This window comes from Longispora fulva (assembly GCF_015751905.1).
Lineage (GTDB): Bacteria > Actinomycetota > Actinomycetes > Mycobacteriales > Micromonosporaceae > Longispora > Longispora fulva.
Map to the genome: position 1 here is coordinate 999529 of NZ_JADOUF010000001.1, position 17132 is coordinate 1016660.

General features: G+C 75.1%; 15 protein-coding genes. 10 read left to right on the top strand and 5 right to left on the bottom strand.

Annotated features, from left to right (window positions below; genetic code table 11):
- Positions 1–11: 11 nt before the first annotated feature.
- Both IW245_RS04405 and IW245_RS04410 read right to left on the bottom strand, forming a co-directional pair.
- A complete protein-coding gene (locus IW245_RS04405; RefSeq protein WP_231398653.1) occupies positions 12–1787 on the bottom strand; it encodes a PKD domain-containing protein in 1776 nt (591 codons plus the stop codon).
- Positions 1788–1847: 60 nt separating this feature from the next.
- Complete coding sequence (locus tag IW245_RS04410; protein ID WP_197001913.1) at positions 1848–4556, bottom strand: ATP-binding protein; 2709 nt, start codon at positions 4554–4556, stop codon at positions 1848–1850.
- Positions 4557–4676: 120 nt separating this feature from the next.
- Here IW245_RS04410 and IW245_RS04415 point away from each other — a divergent pair, with 120 nt between their 5' ends.
- From IW245_RS04415 to IW245_RS41460, 4 genes are all read left to right on the top strand, one after another.
- Positions 4677–5117 (top strand): SRPBCC family protein, encoded by a 441-nt coding sequence (locus IW245_RS04415; RefSeq protein ID WP_197001914.1) that lies wholly within the window; start codon positions 4677–4679, stop codon positions 5115–5117.
- Entirely contained in the window at positions 5114–5527 is a 414-nt protein-coding gene (locus IW245_RS04420; RefSeq protein ID WP_197001915.1) for an EVE domain-containing protein, read from the top strand. The genes IW245_RS04415 and IW245_RS04420 overlap by 4 nt, the downstream gene beginning before the upstream one ends.
- The gene (locus IW245_RS04425) at positions 5524–5985 is read left to right on the top strand and encodes a MarR family winged helix-turn-helix transcriptional regulator (RefSeq protein WP_233473125.1); all 462 of its coding nucleotides are present in this window, start codon (positions 5524–5526) and stop codon (positions 5983–5985) included. Before IW245_RS04420 ends, IW245_RS04425 begins: the two co-directional genes overlap by 4 nt.
- A gap of 124 nt (positions 5986–6109) precedes the next feature.
- The gene (locus IW245_RS41460; RefSeq protein ID WP_197001916.1) at positions 6110–7330 is read left to right on the top strand and encodes a transglutaminase family protein; all 1221 of its coding nucleotides are present in this window, start codon (positions 6110–6112) and stop codon (positions 7328–7330) included.
- 38 nt (positions 7331–7368) lie between these two features.
- Here IW245_RS41460 and IW245_RS04435 read toward each other — a convergent pair whose 3' ends face one another.
- Together IW245_RS04435 and IW245_RS04440 are read right to left on the bottom strand one after the other, a co-directional pair.
- A complete protein-coding gene (locus IW245_RS04435; RefSeq protein WP_197001917.1) occupies positions 7369–7977 on the bottom strand; it encodes a hypothetical protein in 609 nt (202 codons plus the stop codon).
- 93 nt (positions 7978–8070) lie between these two features.
- The gene (locus IW245_RS04440; protein ID WP_197001918.1) at positions 8071–10443 is read right to left on the bottom strand and encodes an RNA polymerase sigma factor; all 2373 of its coding nucleotides are present in this window, start codon (positions 10441–10443) and stop codon (positions 8071–8073) included.
- Positions 10444–10722: 279 nt separating this feature from the next.
- On the opposite strand from IW245_RS04440, the gene IW245_RS04445 reads away from it, so the two are divergent.
- From IW245_RS04445 to IW245_RS04465, 5 genes are all read left to right on the top strand, one after another.
- Positions 10723–11874: an alpha/beta hydrolase family protein gene (locus tag IW245_RS04445; RefSeq protein WP_197001919.1), complete on the top strand. Its 1152-nt coding sequence runs from the start codon at positions 10723–10725 to the stop codon at positions 11872–11874.
- Between the two features lie 71 nt (positions 11875–11945).
- The gene (locus IW245_RS04450) at positions 11946–13142 is read left to right on the top strand and encodes a sensor histidine kinase (protein WP_197001920.1); all 1197 of its coding nucleotides are present in this window, start codon (positions 11946–11948) and stop codon (positions 13140–13142) included.
- Complete coding sequence (locus IW245_RS04455; RefSeq protein ID WP_267920113.1) at positions 13139–13783, top strand: response regulator transcription factor; 645 nt, start codon at positions 13139–13141, stop codon at positions 13781–13783. The genes IW245_RS04450 and IW245_RS04455 overlap by 4 nt, the downstream gene beginning before the upstream one ends.
- Positions 13784–13933: 150 nt before the next feature.
- Positions 13934–14632, top strand: a complete 699-nt coding sequence (locus tag IW245_RS04460) for a M24 family metallopeptidase (RefSeq protein WP_233473126.1) — start codon at positions 13934–13936, stop codon at positions 14630–14632.
- Between the two features lie 253 nt (positions 14633–14885).
- Positions 14886–16184, top strand: a complete 1299-nt coding sequence (locus tag IW245_RS04465; protein WP_197008320.1) for a pyridoxal phosphate-dependent decarboxylase family protein — start codon at positions 14886–14888, stop codon at positions 16182–16184.
- A 36-nt stretch (positions 16185–16220) separates the two neighbouring features.
- Here the strand turns inward: IW245_RS04465 and IW245_RS04470 are convergent, their stop codons facing one another.
- Positions 16221–16469 carry a hypothetical protein gene (locus IW245_RS04470; protein ID WP_197001921.1) on the bottom strand — a complete coding sequence of 83 codons (249 nt, stop codon included), beginning with the start codon at positions 16467–16469 and terminating at the stop codon, positions 16221–16223.
- A gap of 227 nt (positions 16470–16696) precedes the next feature.
- On the opposite strand from IW245_RS04470, the gene IW245_RS04475 reads away from it, so the two are divergent.
- Positions 16697–17122 (top strand): hypothetical protein, encoded by a 426-nt coding sequence (locus tag IW245_RS04475; protein WP_197001922.1) that lies wholly within the window; start codon positions 16697–16699, stop codon positions 17120–17122.
- Positions 17123–17132: the final 10 nt, after the last annotated feature.

Genomic DNA, 17132 nt, shown 5'->3' on the forward strand with positions numbered 1-17132 from the left:
GCCGGTACTTCTCAGCACCAGGGTTTGTCGAAGAACTTCCGGCAGCTCATCGTCATGGTGTCGGTGCTGGTCAGCCCCTTGTGGTCGGTGACCTTCAGGGTGACGGTGTAGGTGGCGGTGACCGCCGGGTAGAGGTGGCTGACCGAGACCTCGGTGGAGGTGGTCCCGTCGCCGAAGTCCCACCGGTAGGTCAGCGGCCGGCCCTCGGGGTCCGAGGAGCCGCTGGCGTCGAAGGTGCACGCGCCCGGGCCGTGGCAGGGTGGCCGGCTGATCACCGCGGCCGGCGGCAGGTTCCCGGCCTTGACCAGCGCCCGGGTCTTTGCCTGCTTGCCGTCGTTGTCGGTCACGGTGAGGATCACCGAGTAGTAGCCGGCCGACGCGTACGTGTGGGTCGGCGTGGCCCCGGTGCCGCTCGAGCCGTCACCGAAGGCCCACGACCAGGCGGTGATGGTCCCGTCCGGGTCGGTCGATCCGGTGCCGTCGAAGGCGCAGGTGGTGTTGTCGATGGAGCAGGCGCCGGTGGCCCTGGCGGTGGGTGCGCCCGGGTCCGGGGCGGCCGGCGGGTAGACCGCCTGGTCGCTGAGGTCGAGCAGCGGCTCCTTGATGCCGTCGCCGGAGTCGTCGGTCCAGTTCTGGTTGCCGGAGGTCAGGAGGGCGTCCCGGATCCGGGCGACGTCGGCGCGGTTCTTCGGGTCGTTGCCGTTGCTGGTCAGCCACGCGACCGCCCCCGTGACGTGCGGGGTGGCCATGGAGGTGCCGGACAGGGTGGCGTACTCGGTGCCCTTGTAGGTGGAGTAGATGCACGAACCCGGGGCGGCGATCTCCACGAGGGGGCCGAAGTTGCTGTAGTTGGCGAGGGTGTCGTCCGCGCCCCGGGAACAGGAGGAGGGCGCGGTGCCCTGGCCGCCCGGCCGGCCGTCGTAGTCGGTGAGGGCGGACACCGTGATCACGTCGGGGTGGTTGGCCGGCGAGAACGTCTTCGCGTCCTTGTGGTTGTTGCCGGCGGCGACGACCATCACGATCCCGGCGTCCACCGCCCGGGTGATCGCCGCGTCCATCGCCGGGCTGCTGCACTCGCAACCCAGGCTCATGTTGGCGGTCTCGATCTCGTCGGCGTGGCCGGTGACCCAGTCGATGCCGGCGGCGACCCCGTCGGTGCCGCCGCTGCCGGAGTTGTCGAGCACCCGCACGGACCACAGCCGCACGCCGGGGGCCATGCCGACGACGCCGTTGCCGTCGTCGATCGCGCCGATGATCCCGGAGACGTGGCTGCCGTGCCCGTTGCCGTCCTCCCCGGTACCGTCCGCGCAGGTGGTCCTGTTGAGACAGTCGGTCCGGGCGACCACGTTGAGCTGGGGGTTCGTCGAGGTGATGCCGGTGTCGATGACCGCGACGTCCGCGTCCACCCGGGTGTCGACCCCGTCGCCGACAGCGAGGCGGGGGTTGGCCGTGGCGAGGGAGCGCTGCACACCGGTCGGGGTGACCTGCGCGGTGACGTGCACCGGTTGGACGACCTCGACGGAGGCGACCCGGGGATCGGCCAGCAGCGCGCGGACCCGTGCCGGGCTGAGCGGGGCGGAGAATCCGCGCAGCGCGTGCCGGTAGACGTGTTCGGGCGCGGCGGCGGCGGAGGCGCGGGCGAAGTCCGCCGGGTCTCCGGCGGCGTCGGTGAGCACCACGATGTACTTCTGTGGCTCGCCCCGCTCGACGGTCGCCGCGCCGGCGGTGGCCGGCAGGGCGAGCGCGAGCAGGAGGGGTGCGGCGAGCGCGATGAGTGTGCGTCGCAAGGGGACTCCCAAGTCCTGAGGGGTGGGTGGACTCCAGAGTCGGATCTACATAGAAGGCAATCAATGCGTAGGGGGTACGTACTGACGCGACGTGGCGATGTCCGCACGACGGGTGACGCCGAGTTTGCGCATCACCCGGGCGACGTGGGTGTCCACGGTGCGGGCGGACAGGTACAGCGACTCCGCGATCTGTCGACTGGTCCGCCCGCTGGCCACCAGGTCGGCGATCTCCCGCTCGCGCGGGGACAGGCCGGGGCCGTATCCGCGCCGGCCGGGACCCGTGGGCACCCGCACCCCGAGCGCGCGGAGCAGGCTCCGGCACCGCTGCACGTCCCAGGTCGCGCCGAGGTCCCCGAAGCCGGCGACGGCCGCGAACAGCCGCGCGATCCCCGCCGCGCCCAGCGTCCGGCCGTGCGCCTCCGCCACCCGTGCACGGTCATAAGGGCGGGGGATGCGGTCGTAGAGCTCCCCGGCCTCGGCGAAGTCGCCCGTGCCGGCGAGGGCCCGGCACGCGGCCAGCGCGGCGTGCGCCGCCGGGGCGTCGCGACCGGCGATGCCGGCGGCGTACTCGGCGATCAGGTCCCCGGAATCCGGCCCGAGCGCCTCGACGGCCGCCGGGAGCAGGTCCGCGCCCCACACCCAGGCGGTCGTGTCCCGCAGGTGCCGCAGCACGTCGCGGGCGATCCGCCAACCGGTCGCCGGGTCGCCGCGCCCCAGAGCCAACCGGACCCGGCCAGCCGCCGCCAGCGCGAGGTTGGGCACGGACTGGGTGGGCACGAGCAGCCCCCGGGTCGCGTCGTCGAGGTCGCCCCGGGCGAGCGCGAGCAGGCCGACGACCAGCTCGGCCTCGTGGCGGATCAGCGCGACGTCGTGCACCCGCGCGATGAGGTCCCCGGCCCGGCCGGCCAGGCCGTCCCACCGGCCGGCGCAATAGTCCAGCAGCAGCTCGGTGCCGTCGACCGCGCCACGCAGGAAGTCGCTGTGCAGGTGCTCGGTGCGCTCGCGGACCTCGGCCACGTACCGGGCCGCGTCGGCGTGCCGGCCGAGCCACACCGACGAGTACGCCTGGTCCGTCGCCAGCCGGATCCGGTGCAGGTCCGCCTCCTGCCCGGACGCGGTGGGCAGGGCCCCGCGGGGTTCCGGCAGCCCAGCCCGGGTCAGCGCCGACCGGCGGGTAGCCTCCACGCCCAGCGTCAGCACCGGGTCGCCGGCCAGGGCCGCCACCTCGCGCGCACGGTCCAGCCAGGACAGGTGGGCGTCCGTGGGCCGGTCGTCGAGCCAGCCCGTGGAGCCGAGCACCGCCATCGCCCACGCTGCCCGGCCCGGGTGACCGGACAGCTCGGTGGCGGCCCGCTCCAGGTACCGGACGCCGGCTCCGCCCCGGTCGGCGTGCGTCCTGGTCAGGATGCCGAGGGACAGCAGGATCTCGCCCCGGGCCACCCGCGGCAGGGCGGGGTCGTCGGCGAGCCCGTGCATCGTCGCCAGCACGTCCGCGGCGGCCAGGCTGTGCGGCGCGGCCCGGCTGAGCAGTACGCCGAGCCGGGCCCGGCACGCCGGATCGGCGTGCCCGCCGGCCAGCGCCTCCTGGAGCTGCCCGAACATGCCGGCCGCGTCGCCGGACGCGAGGGCCTGTTCGGCGGCGGCCTCCGTGAACCGCAGCCAGTCGGCCACCAGCCCGGCCCGCCGCGCGTGGTACGCCCGCTGGGCCGGCGCGTCCGGCGGCAGCGCCCCGACCGCGCGCCGGTGCAGCTCGACGCGCCCGGGGCCGAGCAGCGAGTCGTAGACGGCCTGCTGGCAGAGGACGTGCCGCGGCGCGTACCGGTCGTCGACCGTGGTCAGCCGGTCCCCGCCCACCGTGACCAGCAGAGACCGCCGGACCGCCTCGCACAGACCGTCGACGGCCGTGGCCGGGTCGAGCCGGGCCACCGCCGCCAGCACGCCGGCCGTGGCCGGGGCACCCAGCACCGCAGCGGCCTCGACCAACAGGCGCGCCGGCCCGCCGAGCAGGGCCAACCGGGCCACCACCGAGTCGCGCACCCCGCCGGGCACCTCGGTCACCCCCGGCCGGTCGGCGAGCAGCCGCAGCACCTCCTCCACGGCGAACGGCACGCCCAGCGTGCGGGCGTAGAGGTCGTCGGCCGCCAGGTCGCCGGCCAGCTCCGCGACCTGGCCCCGGGTGAGCGGCGGCAGGCTCAACCGCAGCCGGCGCACGCCCGGCGGCAACCGGGTGGTGGCCGCCAGCACGGACCCGTCGGGCAGATCCGCCGCCCGGTACGTCACGAGCAGCGCGAGCCGGTCCGGCATCCGCGCGGTGAGCACACTGAGCAGGTCGACCGTGCCCCGGTCCGCCCAGTGCAGGTCCTCGAGGACCAGCACCGTCGGCCCCAGGCCGTCGAGCAGCGCCAGGACCGCGCGGAACAGCCGGTGCCGGTCGAGTTCGGCGTGCCCCAGCTCGGGCAGCGCGGGCGGCAGCCAGCCGGCGAGTTCGGGCAGCGGGCGGCGCAGCGCACCCGTGACGGGGCTGAGATCCGGGGTCGGCGGCGCCCCCGACAACGCCTCGAGGAACGGCTCGTACGCCAGCGGCTCGCGGAGCGGCTCGCACCGCCCGGTGAGCACGGTGCGCCCAACCAGCAGCCCGCCGACGTGCCGGACGAGCGCGGACTTGCCGATCCCCGGCTCGCCGTCGACCACCGCGACCACCGGCGGACACGCGAGCGCTTCCAGCAGCGCCGCGACCTGGGTGTCCCGGCCGACCAGCCGTCCCGCCACGCCGTACTCCTCCGGGTCCGCCCCCCCCCAGCGCAATGTATCGACGGCGGCCACTTGATGTACATCGGTTCCCATGGCGCGGACTTGACAGCGGAAATACTAAGCGCGCATAGTAGTTTCATGATGATCGCGCAGGCAACAGTCAGCTCCCCGGCCGCCCCGTCGGCCTTCTTCGCCCGGTGGGCGGACATGGCCACCTGGCCGGAGTGGAACACCGACACCGACTGGGTCCGGCTCGACGGCCCGTTCGTCCCGGGCGCCACCGGCGTCCTCAAGCCCAAGGGCGGCCCGAAGGTGAAGTTCGTCGTCACCACGCTCACCGACCGGGAGTTCACGGACGTCTCCCTGCTGCTCGGCGCCCGGTTGACGTTCCGGCACCTGGTGGAGACCTCCGACGGCACGACCCGGGTCACGGTCGCCGTCACCCTGACCGGTCCCTTGGCGCGGCTGTGGAACCTGGTGCTCGGCAAGGACATCAAGGCCGGCATCCAGGCGGACCTCGACCGGTTGGCGGCGGTGGCCGAGGCCGCGACCGGGGCCGGGATCCGGGGGTCGGCGTGAGGGCCTGGCTGGGCGTCGTCAGCCGCGACCACGTCCGCCGGGGCACGGCGCTCGGCATCGCCCAGCTCGGCCACGGCAAGCGCCCCCCGCTCGCCCGGCTCAGCCCCGGCGACTGGCTCGTCTACTACTCGCCCCGCACCAGCATGCGCGGCGGCGAACCGCTCCAGGCCTTCACCGCGATCGGTGAGATCTCCGATGAGGAGATCTGGCAGGCCGACGAGGGGGACTTCCAGCCCTGGCGCCGCCGGGTCGGCTACCTGCCCGACGTGACGGAGACCCCGGTCCGCGACCTGGAGGGCCTCGACCTGACGGCCGACCCGAACTGGGGGTACGCGCTGCGCCGCGGCCTGCTCGAACTCACCGGGTCGGACTTCCGGGCCATCCGGTCGGCGATGGCCGGCCCGGCGTGACGGCCGGCGGTCGGCGGCTGGCCACCGGTTTCACCGAGGCCACCGACAGCCCCGGCCTGCTGCTGTGGCAGGTCACCCAGCGCTGGCAGGCGGCGCAGCGCGCGGCGTTGCGGCCGTTCGGGCTGACCCACGTCCAGTTCGTGCTGCTGGCGTCGCTGACCTGGCTCGCGACCGACGGCGTCGTCACCCAGAAGAACCTGGCCGACCACGCCGCGACGGACCAGATGATGACCTCCCAGGTGTTGCGCGCCCTGGAGGCCATGGGCCTGGTCCACCGGCTGCCGCACCCGACGGACCGCCGGGCCCGCGCCCTGGCCGTGACCCCGGAGGGCGAGGCCCTGGCGAACCGCGCGGTGGTCGCCGTCGAGGCGTGCGACGCGGCGTTCTTCGCGGCCCTCGGCGACGGCGTGCGGGAGTTCGCCGGGGCGCTGCGGGCACTGCGGAACGCGGCGGGCTGACACCGGACACCGCGCGGGGGAGCCGCCGTTTCCCGTTATTCGGGCGGCACCGCGAGGGACGGCGGCCGGCCGACCGGTGGGGCTATCCTGCGCGCAGGTCCCGCCGCGCCGACAGGAGCCCACGATGTCCCAGCCCCCTCTGGACGACCTCCGACGGCAGGCCCGGGACCTGGTCCGCGCCGAGGCGTGGTCGGCGTTCCTCGCCCTCGAGGGCCGGTTGCGCGGCGACACGGAATTCTGGTGGACACTGTGGGCACCGGCCTGCGCCGTCGCCGCCCGGCTCGTCGGCCGGCCCGACGCCCGCCAACTCCTCGACGAGGCGGTCGCCGCCGGCTTCAACCAGCCGGAGATCCTGGAGCCGACCCTGTCGACGGCGTTCGGCGCCGACCCCGACTGGGACCGGGTGCTCGCCGCGATGGCCGCCAACGTGCCGCCCCCGGCGCTGGAGCTGCTCGCCTGGCCGACGATCACCCCGACCGCCCCGCTGGTGCTGTTCCGGCTGCCCGCCGCGCGGGAGGACGAGCTGCGCGCCCGTCTCCCGGTCCGCGACGGCGGCGCGTGGCGGATGGCCCGTGACCTGCTGCGCTGGGTGACGACGATGTGGGTGCACGACAACGTGCACATCGACGGGTACGACGGGATCGAGGTCCTCGACCGGGTCGCCGCCGGGGAGCGGTTCGCGTGCCGGGAGTACACCCTGCTGCTCACCGAGGCGCTGAACGCCGCCGGCCTGCCCGCCCGGCAGGTCACCGTGCGCACCGCCACGGCGCACACCGGGGTGGGCGGCGGGCACGTGGTCTCCGAGGCGTGGGTCGACGAGCTCGGCCGCTGGGTGCTGCTCGACGGCCGCAACGGCCTGTACTGGGTGGACGCGGACGGTGCCCCGCTGGGCCTGCGGGAGCTGCACCTGCGGCACGCGGCCGGTGGACCCCGGCCCGGCGCGGTCTTCCTGGGGAAGCCGTTGCCCGACGCGGACCTGGACATGTGGTGGACGTTCTACGGCGAGGTGTGGATCACCGGCGCCACCTGGAGCACCCGGCCCGTCGCGCCACTGCTGGAGGGCGCCTTCGTGGACATGCCCCCGCTGCTGCGGTCCGTGGACGACGCCTACATGGACCTGTCGGAGGTCGCCGTCAGCATCGAGGCCCGCGACGGCGGGCCGGCCCTGCGGGTGCACACCCGGCACCCCTACGCGACCGGGTTCCGGGTCGGCGACGCGGAGGTGCCGCTGGGCGGGGCCTGGCCGCTGCCGCGCGGGGCCGCGGGGGAGTACACGGTGGAACTGTCGGTCGTCACGCCCTTCGGCCCGTCGCCCGGCCGGCCTCTCACCTACCGGTTGCGCTGACCAGGGGCGGGGCGGTCCCGGCCCCGCCCCTGGCGGACTCAGCGCAGGATCGGGTGCCGCCACACGGTGTTGTTGGACCACACGATGAGCCCGGCCGGATCGACCCGGCCGGCGTAGGTGGCATTGTCCGGGAACGTGACCACGATCGTCGTGGGGTTGACGGCGAACCCGACGCCGTCCGGCCGGCCGTTGCGGAACACGACCCGGAGGTATCCGCCCTGGTTGGAGACGGACTGGTCCGACGCGCCGTCGGTCCAGGGGCCGTTGATGTCGTGCACCAGCGGTCCGTTGAACACCTTCTGCCAGGTCGAGCCGTTCGACCACCGGATGATGCCGGTACCCTCCAGCCGCGCCGTGAACGTGCCGGCGTCGGGGAACCGGACGACGATCGTCGTGGCGTCCCGCACGGTCCCGAACGCCGTCGGCCGGCCGGCGTAGTTCATGTTCACGACGAGGTTGACCCCGTTGTTGATGATGCTCGGTCTGGCCGACCCGTTGTCCGTCCACGGCCCGTTGAGGTCGAAGACCGGTGCCACCGCGACCGTGGCTGCCGGCGGCGCCGCACCGGCCCCGGAGACCGCGGCGACCAGTCCCGCGCCGGCCAGCAGCACCACTGTGGCCAGTCGGCCCATCATGCCCATTCTCATTGCCGTTCCCCCTGTCACGCTCACCAACTCGGTCAACCCCGACGGTGCCAGGCCGGCCTGCAACGCCGCTGGAACGGCGCGGCAGCCCCGGGACTACGGCGCGCGCAGATAGGCGAAGGCGAACCGGGTGTCGCCCGGCACCCCGGCCGGGGTGTAGCAGTGCACCACCACGTGCAGCTGGGGCGCGGAGCTGGCGTTGACGGTGACCAGCAGGCAGTACCCGCCGTCGGGACCGGTCGCCGTGACCTGCGCCGTGCCCCCGGCCCTCCCCAGCGACGGGTACGTGACCTGGTACTGCCCGAGCCCGACCCGGGTCAGGGACGGCGTCCCCCCGTCGCTGACGTAGGAGTGTCCACTGTTGATCACCGGATTCGCCGGGTCCCCGGCGCTGGCCAGGTACGCCGCCGGCTCCTGATGCTGCAGCCCGGACCCGGCGACGTGAGTCAGCAGCCACGGCGCGTCCACCGGCTGCGGCGAGGCCGACGCCCCGATCCGGTAGCACGCGACCGTCACCTCCAGGGCCCCGCCGACCGGCCGGCCGCCCTGCGGCTGACAGCGCACCGCCGCGTCGGTCGCCCAGGCGGTCACGTCGGTGAACCCGTGGTCGGCGGCGAACGGGGCGCCGGGCAGCACCGCGCGGTACCGGCCCGGGCCGTCGCGGACGACCTCGTTGCGCCCCCCTGCGGAGTTGTAGCCGGTCGCCGTGCCGCCGTCGTAGCGGATCGTCGCCTGCGGGGCCTGGCCGGCGGACGGCGCGCCGAAGAACACGGTGAACCACCAGTCGACGGCCGCCCCGTTCTGGTCGAAGCACCGCACGTCCACCAGCTCGTCCGGGCCGGCCGCCCGGTAGCCCCGGACCAGGCAGCTGCGCCCCCGGTACTCGGTGCGGTACGCCGTGGTGTGCGCGACGCCCCCGTCGTCGGCCAGATCCGGCAGCCGCACCGTGTACGCGCCGGTGCCCGTGTGCAGCACCGTGACCGGCCGGGTCGACGTCGCCGACTGGCTGGTCCGCCACTGGGTGCCAGCCCCGAGCGGCACCTCGGAGCCGATCGGGGCCTCGCTGGTCGACGCGCGGTCCATGTACGCCATCGCCCAGCGCGGTGCGGCCGTCGAGACCGGCGGGCCCGGGTCGCCCGGTCCCGGCGTGGCCCCGGCCGACCCGGAGGGATCGCCGCCCGGACCGGTACCCGGTGTCGGACCGGTGCTCCGCCCGGGCGGCGCGGTGGCGGGCGGCCTCGACGGTCCGGGCGGGGTCGGGTCGGCGGACGGGTGGTCGCCGTCCGGAGGCGGCAGCAGGGTCAGGATCACGATGGCGGTGGACACGGCCGCCCCGCCGGCCCCACCGACGGCGAGCCACCGCCGCCACCCGCCCCCCGGCCCCGCGACGGAGGGACCGCCGCCGGACGGCCCGACCGGGTCCGCCACCGGCACATCCGGCGGGACCGGCACATCGGCCGGGACCGGTGCGGACAGCTCCACCTGCAGCGACACCTCCGCCGACGTCGACGGCGACGTCCGATCCGCCCCGGTCGGGGGTTCCGCCGCACCCGGCGCAGGAGTCGCGATGCCGGTCAGCGTCACCTGCTGGGCACGGACCCGGTCCAGCAGCGCCACGGAGGCCGCCACCAGGGGAACCGCCAGAAACTCCCGCGTCACCCCGCGCGCCCGGACGCGACTGTCGAACGCCGTGCACTCCGCGCAGGTCGCCCGGTGCGCCCGGACCAGACCCCGGACCGGCGCGAACCCGGCGGGGTCGGTCACGTCGAACCTGTCCGACAGCGCCCTCACCAGTCCGGCGCACGGCCGATCGGCGGACGGCACGCCGCGGCACCGCGCCAGGTACAGGTCCAGGAACCGCCCGTGCACCCGCCGGACCGCGGCGTGCAGCGCGTTGCTGTACCGGTGCGGCCGCACGTCGACCGTGGCCGCGATCTCCGCGCGGCTCAGCGCGCCGCTCGACGCCAACCGGATGAACACCAGGTCCCGGGGCCGGTCGGACGTGGCCTGGGCCAACCAGTCCACCAGCTCCTGGCTCCCGTCGAGCGCCGCCAGGTCCGGCGTGGACCCGCGCTCCGGCAGCAGCGCCGGATCGGTGGGCACCGCGGCGGTCCGACGGCGCGCGTACCGGGCGGCGTCGTGGTCGGCGGACGTGAACACGTACTCGAAGAACGAACGGTAGCCGTGTTCGAGGGTCAGGGCCCGGTTCGCGTGCGCGCGGAGTACCCGCAGGAGCAGGTCGGCCGTCAGGTCCTCCGCGTCGTGCGGCGGCACCCCCTTCGCCTGGAAGTACGCGTGGAGCCGGTTCGTCTGGGAGGCGCACACCGCGCCGAACGCGTCGGCGGCGTCCGGGCCGCCCGCCCGGACCAGGGCGACGAGTTCGACGCAGGCAGCCTCCCGGTCACGCTGGACCGGGCCGTCGCCGACCAGCCCGGCCCGCGCGGCCAGGGCCTCCAACGCGGGCCTCACGACGCTGCCCGCCGGGCCGCCGCCGTCTGGAATGTCATGGGAATCGTCCTCCCTCGGTTGCGCGTGTGCCGGCACTGAGTGCGCCCCGGCCGCGATATCCGTCGACATCCGAAAGATTTCCCAGAATTTTCCCGACCCGGTCCGTGCCGCCCCAGGCTTCTGTCGCACCCCCGACCGACCGGCGTCTGACAAACGTCACGGTCCACCCGTGACACCGTCACCCGGACCGGTGAGGATCGGCACTACAGCCCGGCCCGGCGGACCCGAAGACTCGAAGGCATGAGTGGAGTATTCGCCGTCGCCCTCGCGTCGGCCCTCAGCCTGTCCACAGCACTGCCCGCCATGGTCGCGCCCGGCGCGGCCCCCGTCCAGCTGACCCTGCCCGCCCCCACCGGGCACGGCCGGATCGGCACCGTGTCCCTGCACCTGGTCGACCGGTCCCGCCCCGACCCGTGGGTGCCGACCGAACCGGCCCGCGAACTGATGATCCAGCTCTGGTACCCGGCGGCCGACACCCGCAACCGGCCCCGCGCGCCCTGGGTGTCGCCGGGCGTGGCCGACCGGCTCAACCCGCCCGGATCGCCGGTGACGTTGCCGGTCAGCCACGCGTACACCGGCGCCCCGGCCGCCGGGGGCCGGCACCCGGTGGTCGTGTACTCACCCGGCCTGGGCATGGAACGCACCTCCAGCACCGCGCTCGTGGAGGACCTCGCCAGCCACGGCTACGTCGTCGTCACGATCGACCACCCGCACGACGGGCGGTTCGTCGAGTTCCCCGGTGGCCGGATCGCCACCCAGGCGCTGCCGGTGCCCACCACCCCCGAGGAGGAGGCCGCCATGATCGCCACGGCGCTGGCCACCCGGGTCGCCGACACCCGGTTCACCCTGGACCAGCTCGCGGCCCTCGACCGGGGCCACAACCCCGACGAGGAACGGCGACCGCTGCCGCGCGGCCTCACCGGGGCCCTCGACCTGGACCGGATCGGGATGGCAGGACACTCCCTGGGCGGCGCGACCGCGGCCCAGACCATGCTGGAGGACCGGCGGATCAGGGCCGGCGTCAACCTGGACGGCACCGTCTCCGGCACCGTCGTCACGGCAGGCCTGGACCGGCCGTTCCTGCTGCTCGGCTCGCCCGGCGACGACGACAGCTGGACAGCGCTGTGGTCCCGGCTGCGCGGCCCCCGCCACCGCCTCGAACTCGCCGGCTCGGGGCACATGTCCTTCACCGACTACCAGGTGCTGCTCGCCCAGGCCGGGGTGCCGGCAGAAGACCGGGAACCGTCGCTCGGCACCATCGACGGGGACCGGTCGATCGCGGTGCAGCGGGCCTACCTGCTGGCCTACTTCGACCGGTACCTGCTGTGCCGGGACGGGCGGCTGCTGGCCGGGCCGTCGCCGCGGTACCCGGAAATGCTCTTCAAGGGGTGAAAGACCACGGTCCCCGGAACCGCCGGGGACCGTCCATACTTCGGTGAGGTGCGGTGGAGGGTGGCGCGGAGATGAACGTGACGGCATGGTGGCGCTCGCGCGGCCAGGCGGCCCGCTTCGACCTGTGCGTCCGGGCCTCCTTCTACGCCAACCTCGCCGCCGTGCTGGTGCTGGCGGCCGGGGCCGTCCGCGCCGACGCGCGGGGAGCGGTCACCTGGGTGGCCGCCGCCGCGCACACCCTCATCTGCGTGTTCCTGGTCCGGGCCGGCATCGACCACTACCTGGGGCGGCGCGCCCGGCCCACCCGGCTCCTGTTGGCCGGCGCGGCCTCGACCGTCATCGGCACGGCCGGGGCCCTGCTCTGGCCCGACCCGCCCGCCGACGGCCAGGCGGGCGGACCGCTGCCCCTGCTGGTCGTGTCGTACGTGACCGCCGTGGCGACGGCCGTGCGGCCGCGGGTGACGCTGGCCGTGGTGCTCGCCGGTTGCGCCGCGATGTTCGGCGTCTGCGCGGCCCAGGGCGTGCCGGACCCCGTGACCCCCGCCGTCGGCCTGGCCGCGTTGGTCGTGCCCGTGGCCCTCCTGTGCCGGGTCTCGGTGTGGATGCTCGGCGTGATGTGGGAACTCGACCGGTCCCGCCGGGCCCAGGCCGGGCTCGCCGTCGCCGAGGAACGCCTGCGCTTCGCCAGGGACCTGCACGACGTGGTCGGCCGTTCCCTGTCCGTGGTGGCCCTCAAGGCCGAACTGGCCGCGCAGCTGTCCCGCCGGGGCCGCGCCGAGGCCACCGACGAGATGCTGGAGGTCCGCCGGATCGCGCAGGAGTCCCTGGCCGAACTGCGGGCCGTCGTCGGCGGTTACCGGTCGGCGGACCTCGACGTCGAACTCGACGGCGCCCGGGCGCTGCTCGCCTCCGCCGGCATCGCCTGCCGGGTCGACGGCGACGGCGCCGGCCTGCCCCCGGACGTCCAGGGCACCCTCGGCTGGGTGGTCCGGGAGGCGACGACGAACGTGCTGCGGCACAGCGAGGCGCGCGGCTGCACGATCGCGGTGCGCCGGTCACCGGCCGACATGGTGACGTTCACGATGGACAACGACGGGGCGGGCGGGGACGACCGGGTGCTGTTCGGCAGCGGGTTGACCGGCTTGACGGAGCGGGTCGCCGGGCTGGGCGGTACGGTCGCGGCCGAACGACGGCCGCCGGACCGGTTCGTGCTCGCGGCGGTGCTGCCGGTGGCGGTCGGGGCCGTGGCCCAGGGGCGGCAGCCGTGACGGCCCCCGATCCGGCGCCGGTGGCGGCCTGCGGCCCGGTGCGGATTCTGCTCGCCGACGACGAGCACCTCATCCGTGGCGCGATGGCCGCCCTGCTGGGCCTGGAGGACGACCTCGCCGTCGTGGCCCAGGCCGCCACCGGGGCCGAGGCCCTGGCGATGGCCCGCGCGCTGCGCCCTGACGTCGCGGTGCTCGACCTGCAGATGCCCGACCTCGACGGCGTGGCGGTGGCCCGCACGCTGCACGCCGAACTCCCCACCTGCCGCACCATGATCGTGACGAGCCACGGCCTGCCCGGCCACCTCCGGCGGGCCCTGGCGGCCGGGGTGCGCGGATTCCTGCCCAAGACGGTCTCCGCCGAGACCCTCGCGGCCGTGGTCCGCGTCGTGCACACCGGCGGCCGCTACGTCGACCCCCAGCTCGCCGCCGAGGCGATCAGCGCGGGGGACAGCCCGTTGACGGCCCGCGAGGCCCACGTGCTCGAGCTGGCCGCCGAGGGGGCTCCGGTGGACGAGATCGCCCGCCGGGCGGCCCTGTCGCCGGGCACGGTGCGCAACTACCTGTCCTCGGCGGTCGGCAAGACGGGCACCGCCAACCGGCACGAGGCGGTGCGGGTCGCCCGCGGCCACGGCTGGATCTGACCCGGGCGCGGCCCCGCGCCCGGGTCGACGGCCGACGTCCACGGCACCTCCCGAGAACCGTCCGGTCCGGACGGCGGTCGCGGAGTCGCTCGCGACGCGCGCGTCAGTCGCCCTGGTGTGCCCGGGCGGTCCGTCGGATACGGTGGCGCCGTGGATGAGGAGACCGAACGCGCGGCGCGGCTGCTGGACGCCCAGGGCATGGCCGCCGACCTGTTCGCGGAGACCGAGCGGCGCGGCCTGATCGCCCCGGGCCGCCGGGAGCAGGAGGTCAGCGACGACGTCCGCGACCTGGCCGGCGAGATTTTCGGGGTAAGCCGACACTGGCACAAGCGGATCGTGCGGTCGGGCCCGAACACGCTGCAGCCGTACCGGGAGAACCCGCCGGACCGGGTGATCGGCGAGGACGACATCGTGTTCTGCGACTTCGGCCCGGTCTTCGCCGAGTGGGAGGCCGACTTCGGCCGCACGTACGTGCTCGGCGACGACCCGGTCAAGCACCGGCTCCGCGACGACCTGCCGCTGGTGTTCGAGGCGGCCCGGCGCCGGTTCGCGGCCGACCCGGCCATCACCGGGGAGCGGTTGTTCGCCGTCGTCCGAGAGCTGACGTCGGCCAGGGGCTGGGAGTTCGGCGGGCCGCACGCCGGCCACCTCGTCGGCGAGTTCCCGCACGAGCGGATCCCCGGCGACCAGGTGGAGTACTACATCACGCCCGGCAGCGACCACCCGATGCGCCGGGTGGACAGCGCGGGCCGGCGGTGCCACTGGATCCTGGAGATCCACCTCGTCGACAGGGAACGCGGCTTCGGCGGCTTCCACGAGGAACTCCTCGACCTGGGCCACGACGGATAGCCGGGGAGCTCGACCCGGTCTCCTGCCCGGGCCGGGTCCTGGCCTGCCGCCTGGCCCGTGCCACGGCTGAGGCCGGCCGGCTCGATAACCGCCCGCGCGGCACGAATGTCCTCCGATAGCCGCCCCGCACTCCCGCGAACCCCAACGCGGCACCGCGCGGCAGGCTCACAGTGGGGGTGTGACCGCGCGACTGGACGCCTACGTCGCAGCCCTCGACCGGGCCGCCGCCCACACCCGGGCCTGGCTGGCGTCGATGCCCGACCGTCCGGTCCCGCCCAGCGCCACAGCCGACGAGCTGCGCCGGAGCCTCGGCGGGCCGCTGCCGGAGGGCCCGACGGACCCGGCCGACGTCGTGGACCTGCTCGCCGGCCTCGCCGAGCCGGGACTGATGGCAATGCCGTCCGGCAGGTTCTTCGGCTGGGTCATCGGCGGCACCCTGCCGGCGGCGCTGGCCGCCGACTGGCTCGTCAGCGCCTGGGACCAGAACACCGGCATGCGGTTCGCGACCCCGGGCACGGCCGCGGCGGAGGAGGCGGCGGCCGCCTGGATCCTGGACGTGCTCGGGCTGCCGGCCGGCGCGGACGTCGGCTTCACCACCGGCGCGACGATGGCCCACTTCACCGGGCTCGCCGCCGCGCGCCAGCAGGTCCTGACGGCCGCGGGCTGGGACGTCAACCGGCTCGGGCTCACCGGCGCGCCCCGGATCCGGGTACTGGTCGGCCGCGAACGGCACGAGACAGTGGACCTCGCGCTGCGCTACCTGGGCCTCGGTACCCCCGAAGTGGTGTCCTGCGACGACCAGGGCCGCCTGCGCACGGACGCGCTGGCCGAGCTGCTCGGCGACGGGCCGACGATCGTGTGCCTGCAGGCCGGCAACGTCCACTCGGGAGCGTTCGACCCGGTCGGGGCGGCCACGGCGCTGGCGCACGAGCACGGCGCGTGGGTGCACGTCGACGGCGCCTTCGGGCTGTGGGCCGCCGCGGCGCCGCGCCTCGCGCACCTGGTCGAGGGCCGCCCCGCCGTGGACTCCTGGACGACGGACGCGCACAAGACGCTCAACGTGCCCTACGACTGCGGGATCGCCGTCGTCGCCCGGCCGCACGCCATGCGCGACGCGATGGGCATGCACGCCAGCTACCTGGTGCACGACGACGGCGTGGGCGACCCGTTCGAGCGGGTGCCGGAGCTGTCCCGGCGGGCCCGGGGCGTCCCGGTGTGGGCGGCGCTGCGGTCCCTGGGCCGCTCCGGGGTCGCCGACCTCGTCGACGGGCTGGCCGGCCACGCGCGCTCGATCGCCGAGGGCATTTCACGGGTACCGGGGGCGGAGGTCCTCAACGACGTCGTGTTCACCCAGGTGTGCGCGTCCTTCGGTACCGACGAGCGGACCCGGGCCGTGACGGCGCGCCTGCTCGCGGACGGCGTCACGTGGATGTCGGGGTCGCGCTGGCGCGACCGTGACGTCCTGCGGGTGTCGGTGAGCAACTGGTCGACCGACGCCGACGACGTGACGGCGGCGGTCGACGCCGTCCACCGGGCCGCCGCGGCGACCTGACGGCCGCGCCGGGTCGCAGGCCCGGTGGGTCAGGTGTCAGGCGGCCTCGGCGGCCCGCACGTGCGCCGTCCAGGCGCAGGTCCGGTCCAGGTCGGGTTCCCAGCCGCCGTCCACAGTGAGCCCCTCGCAGCACCGCAGGTCGCGGGTCGCCTCCGCGAGTGGCGCCGGATGGTCAAGATCCCAGTGCAGCGGGTAGATGTGCGTCTCCCCGTCGCGCTGCACCGTCAGGGTGACGCCGGCCTCGTCGAGGTCGACACGTGCCGTGTTCTGCGTCTGTGCGCTCATGGCGTTCTCCTCTACCCCTGATTCGAGGCTAGGCCGCCGGGCGGATGGGAGCTGTCGACACGCGGACACGTCCGCTGTCGATTCCGCGGATCGGGTCCCGCCGGATCCGCGCCCGGAGCCGGTGGCGTGCGGGGGAGCCGGGGTCGGGGGAGACGGGAAGCCGGGGGAGATGGGCGTCACAGGTTCGCGGGCGGTCGGGCGAGGGCCGGCCACGCTAGCCTGAGCCAATGTTGAACATGTTCAACCTCGGGTCCGGGCTGGCGGTGCGCTGGACGCTGGTGGCTCTGCTCGCCGGCGGGTGCGTCGGCGGTTGCTGCTGCTGCCCGAACCCGAACCACCCGGTCACCACGATGGCGGACCTGGCGGGCACCTGGCGCGGACCCTTCGGCGGCACGCTGACCCTGCGGGCGGACGGCACCTTCGCCCGCGACCAGGTGGTCTGGTGCGGCGAGTCCGACCAGGTCCCAGGGCCGGTCGCCCTCACGGACTCCGGGAACTGGACGCTCGCGGCCGCAGAGTTCTTCGACGACTCCCAGCAGGTCCTGCTCGGCTCCCGCCAGCAGTTGTCCATCAGCGACAAGGGCGAGCTGTACTCGTACGTGGGCGACGTCGACGACCCGGGCACCTGCCGCTTCCGGCGCGGCACCGACTGACACCGAGAGG

What these genes read in the sequence shown, in the direction of transcription:
- IW245_RS04445 (WP_197001919.1), top strand. Translation starts at nt 10,723, where the DNA reads ATGAGTGGAGTATTCGCCGTCGCCCTCGCGTCGGCCCTCAGCCTGTCC.
- IW245_RS04450 (WP_197001920.1), top strand. Translation starts at nt 11,946, where the DNA reads ATGAACGTGACGGCATGGTGGCGCTCGCGCGGCCAGGCGGCCCGCTTC.
- IW245_RS04465 (WP_197008320.1), top strand. Translation starts at nt 14,886, where the DNA reads ATGCCCGACCGTCCGGTCCCGCCCAGCGCCACAGCCGACGAGCTGCGC.
- IW245_RS04415 (WP_197001914.1), top strand. Translation starts at nt 4,677, where the DNA reads ATGATGATCGCGCAGGCAACAGTCAGCTCCCCGGCCGCCCCGTCGGCC.
- IW245_RS41460 (WP_197001916.1), top strand. Translation starts at nt 6,110, where the DNA reads ATGTCCCAGCCCCCTCTGGACGACCTCCGACGGCAGGCCCGGGACCTG.
- IW245_RS04435 (WP_197001917.1), bottom strand. Translation starts at nt 7,977, where the DNA reads ATGAGAATGGGCATGATGGGCCGACTGGCCACAGTGGTGCTGCTGGCC.
- IW245_RS04475 (WP_197001922.1), top strand. Translation starts at nt 16,697, where the DNA reads ATGTTGAACATGTTCAACCTCGGGTCCGGGCTGGCGGTGCGCTGGACG.
- IW245_RS04470 (WP_197001921.1), bottom strand. Translation starts at nt 16,469, where the DNA reads ATGAGCGCACAGACGCAGAACACGGCACGTGTCGACCTCGACGAGGCC.